This is a genomic window from Geodermatophilus sp. SYSU D01180, assembly GCF_054050415.1.
The window spans coordinates 1-19,565 of sequence record NZ_JBJGZH010000027.1 but is presented as its reverse complement, the minus strand read 5'-3'; the positions used below and the strand labels follow the sequence as shown (position 1 = coordinate 19,565).

The following is a 19,565-nucleotide window of genomic DNA, read 5'->3' as shown; positions in this document are numbered from 1 at the left end:
CCTGGCGGCGGGCCGTGTGAGCGGTTGGCGGGACTGCCGGGAGGTCGTGGCAGCTCGCTCGTGGTGCCGCGCACCGCGTCAGGACGTGCGCGGCTCCAGCGACTCCGACAGCACGACCGACCAGTCGCGGGGGGAGAAGCCGGCGTCGGTGATCCTCTGCAAGTCGAGGATGCTGTTCAGCGGTCGCGGGGCCGCCGAGGGCTTGTCCGCGAAGTACTCGGCTGTGCTCACCCGGCGGACGTCGTCGCCCGAACGCCCGCTGGCGGCGAACACGGCAGCCGCCAGGTCGGCCCACGACGTCGATTCCCCGTTGCCCGTGAGGTTGTAGGCCCCGAACGGCGCTCCCACGTCCAGGAGGTGGAGGATGCCGGCCGCCAGGTCGTTGGCGGACGTCGGCCGGCCGACCTGGTCGGCCACCACCGACGGACACACACCGCGCGTGGCGAGGCTTGCCATGGTTCGGACGAAGTTGTGACCGTCGCCGACGACCCAGCTGGTCCGCACGATGTAGTGGCGGTCGACTCCCGCGGCCTCGCCGTCCCCGTCGGCCTTGCTGTGTCCGTAGACGCTCATCGGGGACGGAGAGAGGTCCTCCGGCATGGCGCCCGGGTGCCGGCCGTCGAAGACGTACTCACTGCTGACGTGGACCAGGGTTGCGCCGACCCGCCCTGCTGCCTCGGCGAGGTGCCCGACCGCGTCGACGTTCGCTGCCCGCACCGCCGTCAGGTTCCCGGGCTCCTCCGCGGCGTCCACCGCCGTCCAGGCGGCCGCATTGACGATCGCGGTGACCCCGTCCCAGTCTTGGCGGAGGACGGCCGCTCGGTCTGTGACGTCGAGTTCGGCGCGGGTCAGTCCGACGAGGTCGGGGCGCGCCCGGAGCAGGGCACGCCCGAGCTGCCCTCCCGCGCCGACGACGAGGACGGTCACTGCCCGCGCGCGGCGTACGCCGCCTCCACGCTGTCCTTGAGCGGACGCCACCAGTCCTGGTTGCCGCGGTACCAGTCGATGGTGGCGGCCAGGCCGTCGCGGAAGTCGGTGTAGCGCGGGGTCCAGCCGAGTTCGTCGCGCAGCTTGGTGGCGTCGATGGCGTAGCGGAGGTCGTGGCCGGCGCGGTCGGTGACGTGGTCGAAGGCGTCGGCGGGCTGGCCCGTGAGCTCGAGGACCAGGCTCAGGACGTCACGGTTCGACCGCTCCCCGTCGGCGCCGATCAGGTAGGTCTCGCCCAGGGTCCCCTTGTCGAGGATGGCGTGGACGGCGGCGTTGTGGTCGTCGACGTGGATCCAGTCACGGACGTTCTCACCAGCGCCGTAGAGCTTCGGCCGCCGTCCGGACAGCACGTTGGTGATCTGCCGCGGGATGAACTTCTCGACGTGCTGGTAGGGCCCGTAGTTGTTCGAGCAGTTGGAGATCGTCGCCTGCACGCCGAAGGAGCGCACCCAGGCCCGCACCAGCAGGTCCGAGGCCGCCTTGGTCGACGAGTAGGGGCTCGACGGGTTGTACGGCGTCTCGGGGGTGAACTTGGCGGGGTCGTCGAACTCCAGGTCGCCGTAGACCTCGTCGGTCGAGATGTGGTGCAGGCGGACCCCGTGCCGGCGCACCGCCTCGAGCAGCGTGTACGTGCCGATCACGTTGGTCTGCAGGAAGGGCGACGGGTCGGCCAGGGAGTTGTCGTTGTGGCTCTCGGCGGCGAAGTGCACGACCGTGTCCGCGCGAGCCACGAGGCCGTCGACGAGGTCCGCCTCGGCCACCGAGCCCCGCATGAATTCGATGCGGTCACGTACCGGTGCGAGCGACGCCTCGTTGCCCGCGTAAGTCAGTGCGTCGAGGACGGTGATCGAGTATTCAGGATGGTTCGCCAGCGTGTAGTGAACGAAGTTGGCGCCGATGAACCCGGCGCCGCCGGTCACGAGGAGATGCACTAGAGGGCCTTCGGAAGGGATTCAGTGGGCGGTGCGGGAGGCGGCACCCACCGCGAGCCCTGGGGTCATTCCAAGCCTGACACAGGTGACGGACCGTTCCTGACAGGTGGGACGGAATCAGGTGGTCAGTCCGTCACATCAGTCCCTGCTGTCCCGTCCGGCGTGCGGGGGAGGACTCACTCCTGAACGTCGGCGATCGTGCAGATGACGGCGCCGCTGGTGACGGTGGCGCCGACCTCGGCCGTCAGCCCGGTCACGGTGCCCGCCTTGTGCGCGGTGAGGGGCTGCTCCATCTTCATCGCCTCGAGGACGACGACGAGGTCACCGGCCTCGACGGTGTCGCCGTCCTCGACCGCGACCTTCACGATCGTGCCCTGCATCGGCGAGGTCAGGGAGTCGCCGGACGCCGCGGAGCCGCCGTGGCCCGAGCCCCGCTTGCGCGGCTTGGCGCCACCACCGGCGGCCACCGGCGCCCCGCCGCCCGCGGCCAGCCCGGCGGGGAGGGAGACCTCCAGCCGCCGCCCGCCGACCTCGACGACGACGGTCTGCCGCGGCGCCTCCTCGTCGGCCTCGGCCGGCGCGGCGCCGTACGGCTGCACCTGGTTGTCCCACTCGGTCTCGATCCAGCGGGTGTGCACGGTGAACGGCTCGCTGGTGAACGCCTCGTCGCGGACCACCGCGCGGTGGAACGGGATGACCGTGGGCATGCCCTCGACGACCAGCTCGTCCAGCGCGCGGCGGGCGCGCTGCAGCGCCTCCTCGCGGCTGGCGCCGGTGACGATCAGCTTGGCCAGCATCGAGTCGAACGCGCCGGCCACCTCGCCGCCGGTCTCGACGCCGGAGTCCCAGCGCACGCCCGGGCCCTGCGGGATCTCCAGCCGGGTGACCGGGCCGGGGGCCGGCATGAAGTTGCGGCCGGCGTCCTCGGCGTTGATCCGGAACTCGATGCTGTGCCCGCGCGGGGCCGGGTCCTCGGTGACCTCCAGCGGCAGGCCCTCGGCGATGCGGAACTGCTGGCGCACCAGGTCGATGCCGCTGGTCTCCTCGCTGACCGGGTGCTCGACCTGCAGGCGGGTGTTGACCTCGAGGAACGAGATCGAGCCGTCGGCGCCGACGAGGTACTCGACGGTCCCGGCGCCGTGGTAGCCGGCCTCCCGGCAGATCGCCTTGGCCGACTCGTGGATGCGCGCCCGCTGCTCGTCGGTGAGGAACGGCGCCGGGGCCTCCTCGACCAGCTTCTGGTTGCGCCGCTGCAGCGAGCAGTCGCGGGTGCCGACGACGACCACGTTGCCGTGCGTGTCGGCCAGGACCTGCGCCTCGACGTGCCGCGGCTTGTCGAGGAACCGCTCGACGAAGCACTCGCCGCGGCCGAAGGCCGACACGGCCTCGCGGACGGCGGAGTCGAACAGGTGCGGGATCTCCTCCTCGGTGCGGGCGACCTTCAGGCCGCGCCCGCCACCGCCGAACGCGGCCTTGATCGCCACCGGCAGGCCGTGCTCCCGGGCGAAGGCCACCACCTCGTCGGCACCGGAGACCGGGTCCTTGGTGCCGGGCACCAGCGGCGCGCCGGCCTTGGTGGCGATGTGCCGCGCGGCGACCTTGTCGCCGAGCGCGACGATCGACTCGGGGGAGGGCCCGATCCAGGTCAGCCCGGCGTCGAGGACGGCCTGGGCGAAGTCGGCGTTCTCCGACAGGAAGCCGTAGCCGGGGTGGATCGCATCGGCCCCGGAGCGCTTCGCGGCGTCGATGATCTTGTCGATGACCAGGTAGGAGTCACCGGGCGTCGTGCCGCCCAGGGCGAACGCCTCGTCGGCGATGCGGACGTGCAGGGCGTCGCGGTCGGGCTCGGCGTACACCGCGACGCTGGTCAGCCCGGCGTCCCGGCAGGCGCGGGCGACCCGGACCGCGATCTCCCCGCGGTTGGCGATCAGGACCTTCTGCACCGGCGTACTCCCTCGAAGACGGACCGGTCGGACTCTAGCCAGCGCCCGTCCGCCCGCCCGCAGTAGGGCGGCGAGCCGGAGCGCGGCTCAGCCGGCGGCCGGCTTGGTGACGGCGTAGCGGAACCCCCGCCAGTTGGGCCCAGGGCTGTCGTCGGGCTGGACCCGCAGCACCACCAGGCCGCGCTCGGTCAGGCGGGGCAGCAGGACCTCCATCGGCAGGCCGTGCATCTGCAGCACCGCGCCGAACCGCCGCCGGACGTAGGCGTGCACCAGCGGCCGGGGCACCGTCCGGTACAGCCGGCCGACCAGGGTGTCCGACGGGCCGGTGGGGACGGCGAAGACCGCCAGCCCGCCCGGTCGCAGCACCCGGCCGAACTCCAGCGCGTAGCCCAGGGACAGCTCCGGCGGCATGTGCTGCAGCACGATGGTCGACAGCACCAGGTCGAAGCTGTCGTCGGCGAACACGGACAGGTCCGGCGCCTCGTTGTGGACGAACGTGCACCGGCCCTCGGCGTCGTGCCGGCGCGCCTCGGCGAGCATCGACGGCGCGATGTCCACGCCGGTCACCCGGTCGAAGTGCCGGGCCAGGGCCTGGGTCAGCCGGCCCACGCCGCAGCCGAAGTCCAGCGCCGTCTCCCGCCGGGCCGGCAGCCCGAGGGAGTCGGCCAGCGCCATGACGTCGTCCACCACGCGGACGCCGGTCGCGAAGAACTCCTCGGGGTCCCAGCGCCCGCCGCGGCGGTCGGGCTCGGTGAGCACCGCCCACATCGGGTCCCGCGAGCCGAAGGTGTCCCACGCCGTGCGCAGGGAGCGCGTGTCCACGCCGGGACACTAGGCCCGGTCGCCGGGTACGAGCCAGCGCCGCCGGGACGGCGCTGGTCAGCGCCGCCAGAGGTCGGTGATCGTCAGCCCGCGGCGGCGCAGCTGCTCCCGCAGCGCGGCCAGCGACAGCCCGATGACCGACGCCGGGTCCCCCTCGACCCGGCGCACGAACGGGGCGCCGAGGCCGTCGAGGGTGAACGCGCCCGCGACCGCCAGCGGCTCGCCGGTGGCCAGGTAGGCCTCGACCTCCGCGGGCGTCGGGGTGGCGAAGTGCACGACGGTCGAGGTGACGACGACGTCGCGGGACTCGACCGCCCCGCCGCGGACGTCGAGCAGCGCCTGGCCGGTGTGCAGCACGCCCGAGCGGCCCGACATGCGCCGCCAGCGCTCCCGGGCGTCGGCGGCGTCGGCCGGCTTGCCCATCGCCTGCCCGCGGAACTCCAGCAGCGAGTCCGCGCCCACCACCAGGGCGTCGTCCTCCCGCCCGGCGACGGCCGACGCCTTGGCCGAGGCCAGCAGCGCGACCCGCTCGGCGACGCGCGGCGCGGTCACCGTGGTCTCGTCGACGTCGCTGACCACGACCTCGGGCGCGAGGCCCGCCTGGCGCAGCAGCGCCAGCCGGGCCGGGGACGCCGAGGCGAGCACCAGCCTGCGGATACCGCTCACGCGAACCTCCCGGATGCGCGCCAGCCGCCGGGGCCGGGCTGCAGCGGCTGCCGGTGCGCGTCGGCCCGGCTCGCCCACGCACCGACCGGGGTCGGGCGCCGCCGCGGCCGGCGCTGCGAGAGCGCGGCCACGACGACGGTGAGGGCGGCGAGCTCCTCGGCGGTGGGCTCGCCGCGGACCACCCGCAGCAGCGGGCGCTGCGCGTCTTCACTCACAGGGGGATGTTCCCGTGCTTCTTCGGGGGCAGCGTCTGGCGCTTGTTGGCCAGCAGCCGCAGCGCCTTGGTGATCTCGATGCGGGTCTCCGAGGGGCGGATCACCTGGTCCACGTACCCGCGGTCGGCCGCGATGTACGGCGACAGCAGCGCGTCCTCGTACTCGGTGATGAGCTCCGCGCGGCGGGCGTCGGCGTCCGGGGCGTCGGCCAGCTCGCGCCGGTAGAGGATGTTCACCGCCCCCTGCGCGCCCATCACGGCGACCTGCGCGGTCGGCCAGGCGAGGTTCAGGTCGGCGCCGAGGTGCTTGGACCCCATGACGTCGTAGGCGCCGCCGTAGGCCTTGCGCGTGATGACGGTGATCTTCGGGACCGTCGCCTCGGCGTAGGCGTAGATGAGCTTGGCGCCGCGGCGGATGATCCCCTCCCACTCCTGCGACGTCCCGGGGAGGAAGCCCGGGACGTCGACGAAGGTGAGCACCGGGACGTTGAAGGCGTCGCAGGTGCGCACGAAGCGGGCCGCCTTCTCGCTGGCGTCGATGTCCAGCGTGCCGGCGAACTGGGTGGGCTGGTTGGCCACGACGCCGACCGGCCGGCCCTCGACCCGGCCGAAGCCGACCACGATGTTCGGCGCGAACAGCGCCTGCACCTCGAGGAACTCCCCGTCGTCGAGCACGTGCTCGATGACGGTGTGCATGTCGTACGGGGTGTTCGGCGAGTCGGGGACGACCGTGTCGAGCTCGTGGTCCTCGTCGGTGACGCCGTCCGGCGTCGTGTCCGCCGGGGCGACCTCGACGGCCGGCAGCGGGTCGAGGTTGTTGCTCGGCAGGTAGGACAGGAGCGCCTTGACGTAGTCGAGCGCGTCGGCCTCGTCCTCGGCCAGGTAGTGCGCGACGCCGGACCTGGTGTTGTGCGTGCGGGCGCCGCCGAGCTCCTCGAGCGTGACGTCCTCGCCGGTCACGGTCTTCACGACGTCGGGACCGGTGATGAACATCTGGCTGGTCTGGTCGACCATGACGATGAAGTCGGTGAGCGCGGGGGAGTAGACGTGCCCGCCGGCCGCGGCGCCCATGACCAGCGAGATCTGCGGGATGACGCCGGAGGCGTGCACGTTGCGCCGGAAGATCTCGCCGTAGAGGCCGAGGGAGACCACGCCCTCCTGGATGCGCGCGCCGCCGCCCTCGTTGATCCCGATGACCGGGCAGCCGTTGCGGATGGCCAGGTCGAGGACCTTGACGATCTTCTCGCCGTAGACCTCGCCGAGGCTGCCGCCGAAGACGGTGACGTCCTGGGAGAACACGCACACCGGGCGGCCGTCGACCGTCCCGTAGCCGGTGACGACGCCGTCGCCGAAGGGCCGCCGGGCGTCCATGCCGAAGTTGCTGGAGCGGTGGCGGGCGAACTCGTCGAGCTCGGTGAACGAGCCCGGGTCCAGCAGCGCCTCGATCCGCTCGCGGGCGGTCATCTTGCCCGCCGCGTGCTGCTTCTCCACCGCCCGCTCGGAGCCGGCGTGCGTGGCCTCCTGGACGCGGCGCTCGAAGTCCGCCAGCTTGCCGGCGGTCGTGTGGATGTCGATGTCGCCGGGGACGTGCTCGCCGGCGCTCTCCAGTTCAGCCGCACTCACGGCCCGTAGCGTAGGGGAGTGCCCGACACGCCCTCCGCCCGCTGGTCGGAGCTGGACCGCCCCCCGCTCGACGCCGCGGCGCTGCAGGCCGCGCTGACCAGGGACAGCCGGCTGTGGCGCTCCCTGGAGGTGCTCGAGGAGGTCGGCTCCACCAACGCCGTCCTCGCCGACCGGGCCGCCGACGACGACCTGCCCGAGGGTGCGGTCCTCGTCGCCGAGCACCAGGCCGCCGGGCGCGGCCGGCTCGACCGCACCTGGACCTCCCCGCCGCGGGCCGGGCTCACCGTCTCGGTGCTCCTGCGGCCCGACGTCCCGGCCGCCCGCCGCGGCTGGCTGCCGCTGCTCACCGGCGTGGCGCTGGCCGAGGCCGTCGGCGAGGTCACCGGCGTGCGCACCTCGCTCAAGTGGCCCAACGACCTGCTCGCCGTCGACGGCGCCAAGCTCGCCGGCATCCTGGCCGAGGCGGTCGGCACCGCGGTGGTCGTCGGCACCGGCCTCAACGTCGGCACCCGCCGCGAGGAGCTGCCGCCCACCGGGTCGTCACTGACGCTGGTCACCGGCGCCCCGGTCGACCGTGGGCCGGTCCTGCTCGCCTACCTGCGGGCGCTCGAGCGGCGCTACCTCGCCTGGACGGCGGCGCTCGGCGACCCGGTCGCCACCGGCCTGGCCGCGGACTACCTCGCCTGGTGCTCGACGGTCGGCGCCGAGGTGACCGTCACGCTGCCCGACGGCTCGGCGCTGAGCGGCACCGCGACCGCCGTCGACTGGGACGGCCGGCTGGTGGTCCGCACCGACGGCGGCACGGTGGAGCTGGCCAGCGGAGACGTGCAGCACGTCCGGACACGCCCGGCCGGAGCCTGACGCGCGGTCCGCGCTCGGTCATCCTGGCCGGGTGCCCTACCCCGACAGGCTGCTGGCCGACGACGAGGAGGTCGTCGTCCACCTGCACCCGCACTGGACGACGCTGTTCTGGCCCGTGGCCGGGCTCCTCGCCGTCGTGGGCGCCGGCTCGTACCTCGCCGCCCTCGTCCCGGCCGGCCGCCAGCAGGGCGTGCTCCGGATGGCGCTGCTGGCGGCGGTGCTGGTCGCCCTCGTCGTGCTCGTCGTGCGGCCGGTGCTGCGCTGGCGGACCACGCACACCGTCCTCACCACGCACCGGCTGCTGGTCCGCTCGGGCGTGCTGTCCCGCCGTGGCCGGGACGTGCCGCTGTCGCGCGTCACCGACGTCTCGGTCCACCAGACCCTCGGGCAGCGGGTGCTGCGCTCCGGGACGCTGACCGTCGAGACGGCCGGCGAGGGCGGCCCGGTCGTCCTCGAGCGCCTGCCCGCCTGCGCCGACGTCCAGCAACTGCTGGTCCGGCTGGTCGAGGAGGACGACGAGAAACCGCAGGTGAGTTCTGCTGGTGAGTGGTGGATGTGAGGCGAAAACACTCGCACCAAACGGCACGCGACAGCAGCTTGCCGCGGAGGTCCATGTGGTCGTCAGGTGTCTGCCATCGCGAGGGGCGGATTGGCCAAGGGGCGATGGATGCGCTCTCCTGCGCATCAGGGGTCGGCATGGCGGACGCCTCGACGATCAGGTCAGTGGCCCTGGAGTCATCAGGGCCTGCATGACTCCGAGCTCACTCCAAGCTCGAAGGGGCCGCTTTCAGACCAGGGGACGCGAGATCCGTCGACCACGCGTGGAGATCGCCCCACACCGACGACAGATCTGGCATGCATCTTGGATCTGTGCGTCGGCCGACACGGCAGACCAGCGCCCTGGCCCGCGTCTCATGTCACAAGAACCTCAGGGTTCACTGCGGTGGTGACGGCCTGCACCGACGAGGACTTGGGCTGTCAGCTCTCGACGAAATCCCCCCCGTTTCTCGGCGTGGCGCGACTCAACACCGCTCCAGGGCGACTCCTAGCGTCGAGAGCGAGTGGGACGGACCAGTTCCCCGACGAGGTGACGAGGTGACCATGGAGCGGACGATCGTGCCGACCAGGCAGGCGGGCGCTGCACCGAGTCCGTCTCGACGGGGGCGGCGGTCTCCGGGGGTGCTTGACCCACGGGACAACTCCCTCAACCTGATCCGCCTGGCGCTCGCAGGGACCGTGCTGTTCTCGCACGCTTTCCCCCTCTCCGGCCGTCCGGAGCCCAGTTGGGCAGGTGCGCACCTCGGCACTTGGGCAGTGGTCGGCTTCTTCGTCCTCTCGGGATACCTCGTCACCGGCTCCCGGATGCGGTCCGACGGTGCCCGATTCCTGGCCAGTCGGCTGGCCAGGATTTTCCCCGGGTACCTGGTCTCCCTCGTCGTGGTCGCGTTCCTCTTCGCGCCGGTCGCTTACCTGGTCGAGAACCGATCCCTCGAAGGCTTCCTGACGACGGCGAACACACCCCTCAACTTCCTGTTGGGGAACGCATTCCTGAGGGTGCAGGACTATTCGGTGGCCGGGACGCTGGCCACCGCGCCTGCCCCTTACTCGTGGAACGGTTCGCTCTGGAGCCTGTACTTCGAGTTCCTCTGCTACGTCGTCATCGGTGTCGCGGCGCTCTGCCCAGTGGTTCGCCGCCGCCGGTGGCCGGTCGCGTTGATGTTCGTCGTCAGCGTGGTCGTGCACGTACAGGCGGCCACGGTCTCCTCGTACCTGAGTGGCAACTGGGAGATCGCGAAGCTGCTCGAGCTCCTGCCGTACTTCCTCGGCGGGGCCCTCGTCTTCGTCTGCCGGGAGAGTTGCCCCCTGCGGTGGCAGGCGGCGGTGCCGGCCCTCGCGGTCTCGCTCGTCGTCATCTCGTGGCAGCCGGTGTGGGGGTCTCAGGCGGTGGCCCCGCTGATCGCTTACACGCTGCTGTGGCTGGGGTCCGTGATGCCCTCACCGCAGGTGCTCAAGATCCACGACCTGTCTTACGGCGTCTACATCTACGCGTTCCCGGTCACCCAGTTGTTGGTCTTGTTCGGCGTTGATCGGTACGGCCTGCCGGTCCTGCTCCTCGGGGTCGTGGTGGGCACCTCGGTCCTCGCGGTCCTGAGCTGGCTGCTGGTCGAGCGCCCTGCCAAGGACCTCCTCTCCGGTCGGCGGGCGGCTCGGCGGGCGGAGCGCTCTGCGCTGGCGGCGGCGTTCGCGCCAGTCACCCAGCCTTTGCCCGAGAGGCGCCCGGCCGTTCAACCGTCCTTGCCAGACCGTGCTGCACCCACGCCGACCCCGAGCGCGGTGCCCGCTGCCCGTGCGCCTCGCTACGCCTCCGAGCCAGCGGCGCGCCGGCTCGCCGTCTGACCCGTCCCCATCGGACCGGTCGGTCCTGTCGTACCCCCGAATTACCCTGCGCGCCCATGCGACTCCTGCACACCTCGGACTGGCACATCGGGCGGTCGCTGCACGGCGCGGAGCTGCTCGCCGAGCAGGAGGCGGTGCTGTCCGGGCTGGCCCGGGTGGTGGCCGAGGAGGGCGTCGACGCCGTCGTCGTCGCCGGGGACGTCTACGACCGGGCGGTGCCCTCGGCCGACGCGCAGGCGGTCCTCGACCGGGTGGTCGGCCGCCTGGTCGGCGCCGGCGCCACGGTCGTGCTCACCCCGGGCAACCACGACTCGGCGCGGCGGCTGGGCACCTTCTCCTCGCTGCTGACCAAGGCCGGGCTGCACGTCCGCGCCGAGACCGCGCGGCTGGACGAGCCGGTGCTGCTCCCCGACGCGCACGGCGAGGTCGCCGTCTACGGGCTGCCCTACCTGGAGCCGGAGATCGCCCGGCACGAGCTCGGCGTGCCGGACGCGCGCAGCCACGAGGGCGTCCTGCGGGCGGCGATGGACCGGGTGCGCGCCGACCTGTTCCTGCGCCCCGGCACCCGCTCGGTGGTGCTCGCGCACGCCTTCGTCGGCGGCGGGGTGGCCAGCGACAGCGAGCGCGACATCTGCGTCGGCGGGGTGGACGTGGTGCCGGCGCCGGTGTTCGACGGCGTCGACTACGTGGCACTGGGGCACCTGCACCGCCCGCAGACCCTCAGCGACCGGATGCGCTACAGCGGCTCCCCGCTGGGGTACTCCTTCGGCGAGGCCGGGCAGGACAAGCAGGTGTGGCTGGTCGACCTCGACGCCGGCGGGCTGGCCGGCGTCCGGTCGGTGCCGCTGCCCGCGCCCCGGCCGCTGACCGTGCTCACCGGCACCCTCGACGACCTGCTCGCCGATCCCGCCCACACCGCCGCCGAGGAGGCCTGGGTGTCCGCCCGGCTCACCGACCCCGTCCGCCCCGCCGACCCGATGCGCGCGCTGCGCACCCGGTTCGGCCACTGCGTGCACCTGGAGTGGATCGGCGGCACCGCCGGCGGCGACGGCCGCAGCTACCAGGAGCGGCTGCGCGGCCGGGACGACCTCGACGTCGCGGGGGAGTTCGTCGCGCACGTCCGCGGCGGGGTGGGCGTCACGGCCGCCGAGCGCGACCTGCTGGCCCGGGCGCTGGGCGCCGCGGGCCGCGAGGAGCTCGCCCGGTGAGGCTGCACACCCTCACCCTCACCGCGTTCGGCCCCTTCGCCGGCACCGAGACCGTCCGGGTCGACGAGGTGGCCCGCGACGGGCTGTTCCTGCTCTGGGGCCCCACCGGCGCGGGCAAGACGACGCTGCTCGACGCCGTCGTCTTCGCGCTCTACGGCACCGTCCCCGGCGCCCGCGGCGAGGCCCGCCGGCTGCGCAGCGACCACGCCGACGCGGCCACCCGCACCGAGGTCTCCTGCGAGCTGACGCTGGCCGGCGAGCGGCTGCTGGTCGTCCGCCGCCCGGAGCAGACCCGGCCGAAGAAGCGCGGCACCGGCGAGACCACCGAGCAGGCCAAGCTCACGGTGCAGCGCGCGACGGCCGACGGCTGGGAGCCGGTGAGCACCCGCATCGACGAGGGCTCGGAGTACCTGCGGGTGCGGCTGGGCCTGTCGGCCGAGCAGTTCTGCCAGGTGGTGCTCCTGCCGCAGGGCGACTTCGCGCGGTTCCTGCGCGCCGAGCCCGAGGACCGCGGCCGGCTGCTGCGCACCCTGTTCGACGTCGACCGGTTCGCCCGCGCCGAGGACTGGCTGGCCGGGGAGCGGCGGGCCGCCGAGGAGGAGCTGCGCGCCGACCGGCACCGGGTGAGCACGCTGCTGCACCGCGTCGCCCAGATCGCCGACGTCGAGGTGCCCGAGGAGCTCGCCCCCGAGCTGGTCGGCGCCCGCCCCGGCGCCTCGGTCGGCGCCTGGGTGACCGGGGTGCGGGGCCGGGCCGCCGAGCGGCTGGTCCGCGCGGCCGCCGAGGCCGACGACGCGGCCGCGGCGAGCACCCGGGCCGAGGCGGAGCTGGCCGCCGCGCGGGCGCTGGCCGACCGGCACGCCCGCCGCGACCGCGCCCGCGCCGAGCTGGAGCGGCTCACCGCCCGCGAGCCGGAGCTGGCGCCGCTGCGGGACCGGGCCGACGCCGGCCGCCGTGCCGAGGTCCTGCGCGACGTGCTGGACGCCGCCGGGCGCGCCGCCCGCGCCGCCGAGCGGGCCGCCGCCGCCCGCGCGGCCGCCGATGCCGCCTGGGCCGCGGTCTCCGGCGGGCGCCCGGCCGGTCCGGAGCCGGCGCGGGAGCTGCGCGACGCCGCCGCCGCGGTGCGCGCCCTGCTGCCCGAGGCCGACCGCGCCGCGGGCCTGGCCGCCGAGGTCGTCCGCCTGGCCCGCGAGGGCGAGCGGCTCACCGGCCGCGTCGCCGACGGCGCCCGCGCCGTCGAGGAGGAGCCCGCCCGGGTCGCCGCGGCGCAGGCCCGGCTCGACGCGGCGCAGGCCGCCGCCGCCCGCCTGCCCGGCCTCACCGCCGCCGACGAGGCCGCCCGCGCCGCGCTGGAGGCCGCCACCCGCGCCGCGGAGGTGACCGGCCGGCTCGACCGCGCCGCCAAGACCGCCGACGCCGCCCGGCTGGGCTGGCTGGAGGCGCGCGAGCGGCTGGTCGAGGTGCGCACCGCCCGGCTCGAGGGCATGGCCGCCGAGCTCGCCGCCGGGCTGGCCGACGGCGCCGACTGCCCGGTGTGCGGCTCGCCCGAGCACCCGCGCCCCGCGGTGCCGGTCGGCGCCGCGGTCACCGCCGACGACGAGGAACGCGCCCGCGCCGCCGTCGACGCCGCCGACGAGCGGCGCACCGCCGCCGGCCGGGCGGTCGAGGAGCTCGAGCGGCAGCTCGCCGTGCTGCGCGCGCAGGCCGGGGAGCTGCCCGCCGCCGAGCTGTCCGGGCGGGCGGCCGCCGCGGCGGCCGAGCGCGCCGAGGTGGCGGCCCTGGCCCGCGAGGTGGAGCCCGCCCGCCGCGAGCTGGCGGCGGCCGAGCAGCGCCGCGACGCCGCCGTCACCGCGCTGGCCGCCGACCGCGAGGCGCTGCAGCGGGTCACCGCCGAGCACGGCGCCCGCGCGGAGACCCACGCCGAGCTGGCCGCCCGCCTCGACGCCGCCCGCGGCGAGGACCGCGACCTGCCGGCCCGCGTCGCGCGGCTCACCGCCGAGGCCGCCCGCTGCGAGGCCGCCGTCGCCGCCGCCGAGGAGGAGCGCCGCGCCCGCACCGCCGCCGAGGAGGCCCGGGCCGCCGCCGGGCAGCGCGCCGCCGCGGCGGGCTTCGCCGGCGTGGGGGAGGCGTCCGCCGCCCTGCTGGAGGACGGCCGGCTGGCCGCGCTGGACCGGCGGCTGCGCGAGCACGACGAGGCGCACGCGGTCGTCGTCGCCACCCTCGCCGACCCCGAGCTCGCCGACCTCGGCGAGCGCCCCGACGTCGCGGCCGGGCAGCAGCGCTGCGCGGAGCTCACCGCCCGCCGCGAGGACGCCGTCACCGCGCTCGACCAGGCCCGTCGCTGCGCGGACGCCCTCGACGCGCTCGCCGGCGACGTCGTGTCCGCCGAGGTCGAGCTGGCCGACCGCCGCGCCCGCGCCGAGCAGGTCTCGGGCCTGGCCGACCTGGTCGGCGGGCGCGGGGCGAACACGCTGCGGATGAGGCTGCAGTCGTTCGTGCTCGCCGCGCGGCTCGAGCAGGTCGCCGAGGTGGCCAGCCGGCGGCTGCAGGAGATGTCCCGCGGCCGCTACACCTTCCTGCACAGCGACGCGCTGGGCCGCCACGGCGCCCGCGGCGGTCTGGGCCTCGACGTCCTCGACGAGTACACCGGCGTGCGGCGGCCGACGAAGACCCTCTCCGGCGGGGAGAGCTTCATGGCCTCCCTCGCCCTCGCCCTGGGCCTGGCCGACGTCGTCACCGCCGAGGCCGGCGGGGTGCAGATGGACACCCTGTTCGTCGACGAGGGCTTCGGCACCCTCGACGCGCAGGCGCTCGACGCGGTCATGGGCGTGCTCGACGAGCTGCGCCGCGGCGGGCGGACCGTCGGCGTGATCAGCCACCTGGAGGAGCTGCGCACCCGCATCCCCACCCGGCTCGAGGTCGTGGCGGGGCGGTCGGGGTCCCGGCTGGCTGGGTGAGAGACCCGCCGAGGGAGCTCAGGCCCCGGTCGTGGCGGGATCGACCCCGGCCACCCCGGGGTTGACGCGCGTCCGCACGGGCACGGGCTCGAGGGACGGCATCACGAGGTCGGCGCCGGCCTTCATGGGGAAGACCCACCGCCGATAGGCAAACCAGCGGACCACCGTGCCCAGCCCGATGGACACCACATTGGTCGCCTGCAGCACGAGGGCGTGCTCTTGATCCAGCGGATGGCGCACGAACGCCACCAACGCCAGCCCCAACGACAAGGTCAACGCATTGACGAGCGCGAAAACGACGTACTCGCGTCGGTAACCGGTGCGCTCGCGGTGTGCGAACGACCAGAACCGGTGCCCGGCGTAAGCCGCGGTGGTGGACACCAGCGTGGACACCAGCTTCGCCGTGACCGCGCCGGTGCCCCAGGCATACAGGAGCTGGAACAGGCCGGTGTCGAGGACGAAGCACGCGGCACCAACGGCACTGAAGGTGCTCAGTTCTCTGAGCACCGAGCGCCAGGCACCGCTGAGGCGATGCCGGACCCCTCGCAGTGTCGGCACGTGTTCCGACTGTACGGACGGCTGCCTATTCGAGCGGCCTTGACATGGGGACTGCAGTCGGCGTCGCCGCGCGCAGGTCATGGCCTTGGCGCTGCCCGTCGTCTGATCTAGGGACTGCCACAAAGACCTGCGATCAGTCTGCGACCGAGTCCCGCTCCGAGCGATCCGAGCAATTCAGTGTCGCCCGGTCGACCTCGTAGACCGTGACATCGCCGAAGTGTGCGACGTCGTCGAGAACGGGGCTGTCCTCCAGCCCTGCGAAGCCCGGCGGCGTCGTGTAGCTCTGCCCGTTGAGCTCGACCAGATACGGGTATACGCCGGACGCCACGCCGATGCCTGGGGCCTCGGCGTCCGCGATGACGTAGGCGATGTCGAGGCGGCACGCCTCCGACCGGATGGCCGGATCAGTGTCCAGTTCGTCGAAGTCGACGAGCAGGTCCGCGGTGTAGGGCAGGGAGGGCTGTGCCAAGGTCGCGGTCTCGACCACGGGCAGGCCGTAGAGGACGTAACCGAATGTCGAGCCGTCATTGGCGTTGTTCATCACGCGCTCGCCCGGCTCGATGCGGTCGCGAACGTAGCGGGCCGCGGCCAGGTCGTCCTCGTCGACGCGGATGAAGTCCGGCGTGTCGTACCTCGCGGCGACGGCCTGGGTGTTCACCTGCGCATAGGGAATGCACGCGACGGCGAGGATTGCTACCGCCGACGCACCGAGCGCCAGGGAGACCGCACGGGAGTGGCGGGCGGTACCGGCCCGCGAGCGGGACCACTGCTCCAGGAGGTGGCGGATCCCCCAGACCAGCGCGGAGACAGCGACGGCTCCCGTGAGCCACTGGAAGAGAGCCAGGCCCCCGTTGATGCGGACGTAGCTGTTGTAGAAGACGCCGGCCAGGACGGCCAGTGGGCCGACGAGGCGGTCCATCAGGAACAGGGTGAAGAATGCTGTCCAGAAGGCCAGCGCCGCCAGGAGGGCACCGTTGCGCCTGGCTACCAGGCACGCGGCGACACCGACGCCCGAGAGGAGGGCGATCAGCGCCTGCGTGAGCTGCAGCGTCGGGTCGAGGAAGCCCCCGTAGGTCGCTGACAGCGAGATGCCGATGGCGTCGTTGAGGGGCGTCACGGGGAAGTCCCGCGGCCAGCTGGTCACAGTGTCCGTCGCCGTCGCCGCCGCGATGCCGAGAGGGACCAGGAGGACCCCGGCGACACCCCCGGCGACCACCAGCGTCCGCAGTCTGCTCAGCTGGGGTGCCCACCGCGGTCGCTCAGTCAGCATCTCCGCGATCAGCCAGGCGATGGCCGAGGCCCCGACGACGACGGCGTTGGTCGGGTGCACGGCCACGGCACCGGCGGCTCCGAGGGCCACCGGGAGCACCCCCGCCCAGCCGTACCGGCTGGCGATGACCAGCGCCGCAATGGCGCCGGGGGCCACGGCGAGCGCGGCGGCATTCGCCAGGATCCCGCCGTCGTGCAGGAGGGCGATGATCGGCCGGTAGGCCACGGAGCAGAGCAGGGCAGCCGTCACCGCAGAGAGACCCCGCAGGCTGCGAGGTCGCAGCAGCGAGGCCAGGACGGCGACCCCAACAGGCATCACGACGCAGAACAGGACCACCGTGGCTGCGTTGAGTGCATTCACCGGGTCCGCGCCGAGGCTGCCTACCAGGGCCGCGTACTGATGAAGCCCGTTGGGGTAGTAGGTGGCCGGCTCCCCGGTCAGCACGTCGGCAGGGAAGGCCTGCCACGGGGCTGCGAGCCCCGAGAGCATGATGTGCGCGACCACGACCCCGTGGAGCACGGTGTCGTGCTCTTGCGGCAGCGTGCCGAGGCCCCCGAGACCCCGCAGGTGCGTACTCAGGGCGAGGGCACAGGCGCTGAGGACGCCGGCGAGGGTGAGGACTACTCCTGCGGACGGGCGCTGCCGCACGGCGGAGATCGGAGCCCGCCGACCCCGGCCGACCAGGAGGGCGACGGCGAGGAACACGAGTGCAACGAGCGCGAAGGCCAAGGGTCCCCATCGCCACCCGGTCAGCCCGGTCACGACCCCGCTGACGTAGGTGATGGCGAAGGTCACCAGCGGGGCGCCGACGAGGAGGATGCGTCGCCTCCCGCCAAGAGCGGCCGCCAGGACTGCCCCACCGGGGACGTAGAGGACCAAGACGCCCCACGAGAGCAGGAGCGCGTCAGCGGGAGACACCTGGGGATTCCTCCGATTGCGCCGGCGACACCCGCGTACTTGCGCCCGGTGATCGCCGTTCGCGGATCATGCGGTCGGCTGGAGGCCCGCGGACCCTTGAGATCCGTGCCTCGGCGGCCACGGTAACCGACACAGCCCACTGAGCACGGCGGGCGCTGAACCGCGCGTCCCGGGCGTCTCTTCCTGCCTCTCTGACCACATCCGGTGTGATCCGTGCGGCAAAGGAGCGGAACCACGTCGTTCCGATGTCATCCTCTGCCGGATCCTTCGAGCACACCATGGAGGTGCGCACATGCGACGAATGGCAGGACTCCTGCTCGCCGCAATCATCACGACCAGCGGACTGGTCGTTGGCTCCGCCACTGCAGCCCATGCGGTACCCCTGGACAACGGCTTCTACAAGACGCCGTACGAAGACACCATCTACGAGGTGTATGGGACCTATTACCGATTCGTGGACGAGGTTACGTATAGCGAGTGGGCAGATGCGGGGTTCCCGCCGCCTCGGGCGACGCCCACGGACTTCGTAAAGTATCCGTGGTCCCCAACTATCTATGCGGTTACCTACTGGCCCAGTGACTCCAGCGACTGGCAGTGGGATCGATTGACCTACGAGCAGTGGCAGCGCGCAGGCTTCCCGGCGCCCCGGAACGCCGGCTACATCGACGGCACCTCCTACCACCAGTGGGAGACCTCGCCGCAGATCTTCGCGGAGGGTGAGGACGGTGTCGTCCACGCCCTCACCTATTCCGAGTGGCAGGCTGCGGGCTCGCCTGCTCCAGAGGTCCAGGTCAACGAGGGCTATGTGAAGCTGCCCTGGACGCGGGAGATCTTCTACCTTTACGACCTCCGCGGCGGCTACGGGCGGCCCATTAACGGAGCGGAGTGGTCCGCGGCAGGCTTCCCAACGCCCCGCAGCCAGCCCTGGATTCCCGGCGAGGAGTGGTATCGCTCTCGCTACAGTCCGACCATCTACTACGAGGGTGGGGGGCTGTACAAGGCGGTGACGTACCAGGAGTGGCGGGCAGCCGGATCGCCTGCGCCGCGCATCTACTGACAGCTTCTGCCAGCACCTCGGCCCCCGCTCCGGACCGGAGCGGGGGCCGAGGTCGTCTCCGGCGGTAGACCGCACGTGCACGTCCCGGGGTCGGTGCTGTCCACCCAGTCAGCGGGCGGGGGAGTGCCGTCGGGCAGCTCTAGGGGCAGGGGCTGGCACGCTTGCCGCTTGCCCTGCGTCGGCCGCCGCGCAGGCCCGCTTCAGGGCTGGCGGGCAATCGGGGCCCCGTACCAAGTGCCCACTCATGCTCCTGAATGACACAGGCCCCGCTCCACCCGGAGCGGGGCCTGTGTCGTCCGTGTCAGCGAGGCGTTACGGTCACCGAGCCGGTCGTGCGGTTCACGGTCACTGTGCCGCCCTCGAACTCCTGGACGTCCCGGCTGTCCGTGGAACGGACGTCGCCGGTGGGGTGGCCCAGGTCGCCGTTCTGGCGGTCTCGGCTGGTCCAGGCCTCGAGGATGGGCCCGGTGACGGCGTGCACGCCGCCGGCCGGGGTCCAGGCCAGCACCCCGCGCTGGAAGTCCTGGGTGCAGCCGGTGCCGGTGCACCCCATGTCGCCGGTCGGGTAGCCCAGGGTGCCGGTCTCCCGGCCGGTCCAGATCCAGCCTTGGTGGATGGCGCCGTTGAGCCACCGGGCGCCCAGGCTCGCGGTCCAGGTGACGGTGCCGCCCTGGAAGTCCTGGGTGCAGCCGGTGCTGGTGCACGCCATGTCGCTAGTGGGGTGACCCAGCGGACTGGTCTGGCGGCCGAGCCGGGTCCACAGTTCGCCGATCGCACCGCTGACCGCGTGCACGCCCTTGGCCGCCGTCCAGGCCAGGATCCCGCCCTGGAAGGTCTGCAGGCACCCGCCGGCGGGGCAGGACATCTCCTCGACGGGATAGCCGAGGGGGCCGCTCTCCCGGCCGGTCCAGCCCCAGCCCTGCGCGATCGCGCCGGACACTGCCCTAGCGCCGGTGGCCGGCGACCAGGCGAGCGTGCCGCGCTGGAAGTCCTGGCGGCAGCCGCCGTCCCGCAGCTGGCACCGAACGTCGCCGGTGGGGTGGCCCAGGTCGCCGTTCTGGCGGTCTCGGCTGGTCCAGGCCTCGAGGATGGGCCCGGTGACGGCGTGCACGCCGCCGGCCGGGGTCCAGGCCAGCACCCCGCGCTGGAAGT

Annotated in this window: 16 protein-coding genes; 6 read left to right on the top strand and 10 right to left on the bottom strand. The window is 73.5% G+C overall.

Features of this window, described 5'->3' with window-relative positions; translation table 11 throughout:
* Positions 1 to 78: 78 nt before the first annotated feature.
* The 7 genes from ACI8AA_RS19795 to ACI8AA_RS19765 all read right to left on the bottom strand — a co-directional run bounded on the left by ACI8AA_RS19795 (position 79) and on the right by ACI8AA_RS19765 (position 7,187).
* Positions 79 to 927 (bottom strand): SDR family oxidoreductase, encoded by an 849-nt coding sequence (locus tag ACI8AA_RS19795; protein ID WP_457046089.1) that lies wholly within the window; start codon positions 925 to 927, stop codon positions 79 to 81.
* Positions 924 to 1,919, bottom strand: coding sequence for a dTDP-glucose 4,6-dehydratase (rfbB, locus tag ACI8AA_RS19790; protein ID WP_457046088.1), 996 nt, complete (start codon positions 1,917 to 1,919; stop codon positions 924 to 926). Before rfbB ends, ACI8AA_RS19795 begins: the two co-directional genes overlap by 4 nt.
* A gap of 176 nt (positions 1,920 to 2,095) precedes the next feature.
* Positions 2,096 to 3,862, bottom strand: a complete 1,767-nt coding sequence (locus ACI8AA_RS19785) for an acetyl/propionyl/methylcrotonyl-CoA carboxylase subunit alpha (RefSeq protein ID WP_457046087.1) — start codon at positions 3,860 to 3,862, stop codon at positions 2,096 to 2,098.
* Between the two features lie 87 nt (positions 3,863 to 3,949).
* The gene (locus ACI8AA_RS19780; RefSeq protein ID WP_457046086.1) at positions 3,950 to 4,684 is read right to left on the bottom strand and encodes a class I SAM-dependent methyltransferase; all 735 of its coding nucleotides are present in this window, start codon (positions 4,682 to 4,684) and stop codon (positions 3,950 to 3,952) included.
* A 57-nt stretch (positions 4,685 to 4,741) separates the two neighbouring features.
* Positions 4,742 to 5,350 carry a Maf family protein gene (locus tag ACI8AA_RS19775; protein ID WP_457046085.1) on the bottom strand — a complete coding sequence of 203 codons (609 nt, stop codon included), beginning with the start codon at positions 5,348 to 5,350 and terminating at the stop codon, positions 4,742 to 4,744.
* The gene (locus tag ACI8AA_RS19770) at positions 5,347 to 5,565 is read right to left on the bottom strand and encodes an acyl-CoA carboxylase subunit epsilon (RefSeq protein WP_456948966.1); all 219 of its coding nucleotides are present in this window, start codon (positions 5,563 to 5,565) and stop codon (positions 5,347 to 5,349) included. Before ACI8AA_RS19770 ends, ACI8AA_RS19775 begins: the two co-directional genes overlap by 4 nt.
* Positions 5,562 to 7,187, bottom strand: coding sequence for an acyl-CoA carboxylase subunit beta (locus ACI8AA_RS19765; RefSeq protein ID WP_457046084.1), 1,626 nt, complete (start codon positions 7,185 to 7,187; stop codon positions 5,562 to 5,564). Before ACI8AA_RS19765 ends, ACI8AA_RS19770 begins: the two co-directional genes overlap by 4 nt.
* A gap of 18 nt (positions 7,188 to 7,205) precedes the next feature.
* Here ACI8AA_RS19765 and ACI8AA_RS19760 point away from each other — a divergent pair, with 18 nt between their 5' ends.
* From ACI8AA_RS19760 to ACI8AA_RS19740, 5 genes are all read left to right on the top strand, one after another.
* A complete protein-coding gene (locus ACI8AA_RS19760) occupies positions 7,206 to 8,048 on the top strand; it encodes a biotin--[acetyl-CoA-carboxylase] ligase (RefSeq protein ID WP_457046083.1) in 843 nt (280 codons plus the stop codon).
* Between the two features lie 31 nt (positions 8,049 to 8,079).
* Complete coding sequence (locus ACI8AA_RS19755; protein ID WP_457046082.1) at positions 8,080 to 8,607, top strand: PH domain-containing protein; 528 nt, start codon at positions 8,080 to 8,082, stop codon at positions 8,605 to 8,607.
* Positions 8,608 to 8,903: 296 nt separating this feature from the next.
* On the top strand, positions 8,904 to 10,445 hold the full coding sequence (locus ACI8AA_RS19750) for an acyltransferase family protein (RefSeq protein WP_457046081.1): 1,542 nt from the start codon (positions 8,904 to 8,906) through the stop codon (positions 10,443 to 10,445).
* A 56-nt stretch (positions 10,446 to 10,501) separates the two neighbouring features.
* Entirely contained in the window at positions 10,502 to 11,653 is a 1,152-nt protein-coding gene (locus tag ACI8AA_RS19745; RefSeq protein WP_457046080.1) for an exonuclease SbcCD subunit D, read from the top strand.
* The gene (locus tag ACI8AA_RS19740) at positions 11,650 to 14,610 is read left to right on the top strand and encodes an AAA family ATPase (RefSeq protein WP_457046079.1); all 2,961 of its coding nucleotides are present in this window, start codon (positions 11,650 to 11,652) and stop codon (positions 14,608 to 14,610) included. The genes ACI8AA_RS19745 and ACI8AA_RS19740 overlap by 4 nt, the downstream gene beginning before the upstream one ends.
* A gap of 18 nt (positions 14,611 to 14,628) precedes the next feature.
* On the opposite strand, the gene ACI8AA_RS19735 is transcribed toward ACI8AA_RS19740, so the two are convergent.
* Both ACI8AA_RS19735 and ACI8AA_RS19730 read right to left on the bottom strand, forming a co-directional pair.
* On the bottom strand, positions 14,629 to 15,168 hold the full coding sequence (locus ACI8AA_RS19735) for a GtrA family protein (protein ID WP_457046078.1): 540 nt from the start codon (positions 15,166 to 15,168) through the stop codon (positions 14,629 to 14,631).
* 133 nt (positions 15,169 to 15,301) lie between these two features.
* Positions 15,302 to 17,356 carry a DUF6541 family protein gene (locus tag ACI8AA_RS19730; RefSeq protein WP_457046077.1) on the bottom strand — a complete coding sequence of 685 codons (2,055 nt, stop codon included), beginning with the start codon at positions 17,354 to 17,356 and terminating at the stop codon, positions 15,302 to 15,304.
* Positions 17,357 to 17,657: 301 nt separating this feature from the next.
* Between ACI8AA_RS19730 and ACI8AA_RS19725 the strand changes: the two genes are divergently transcribed.
* Complete coding sequence (locus ACI8AA_RS19725; protein ID WP_457046076.1) at positions 17,658 to 18,413, top strand: hypothetical protein; 756 nt, start codon at positions 17,658 to 17,660, stop codon at positions 18,411 to 18,413.
* A gap of 301 nt (positions 18,414 to 18,714) precedes the next feature.
* On the opposite strand, the gene ACI8AA_RS19720 is transcribed toward ACI8AA_RS19725, so the two are convergent.
* A partial coding sequence (locus ACI8AA_RS19720) for an LGFP repeat-containing protein (RefSeq protein WP_457046075.1) occupies positions 18,715 to 19,565 on the bottom strand: 851 nt, incomplete at its 5' end.

Coding starts and splice junctions, on each gene's coding strand:
- ACI8AA_RS19745 (WP_457046080.1), top strand. CDS start 10,502: ATGCGACTCCTGCACACCTCGGACTGGCACATCGGGCGGTCGCTGCAC.
- ACI8AA_RS19725 (WP_457046076.1), top strand. CDS start 17,658: ATGGCAGGACTCCTGCTCGCCGCAATCATCACGACCAGCGGACTGGTC.
- ACI8AA_RS19750 (WP_457046081.1), top strand. CDS start 8,904: ATGCATCTTGGATCTGTGCGTCGGCCGACACGGCAGACCAGCGCCCTG.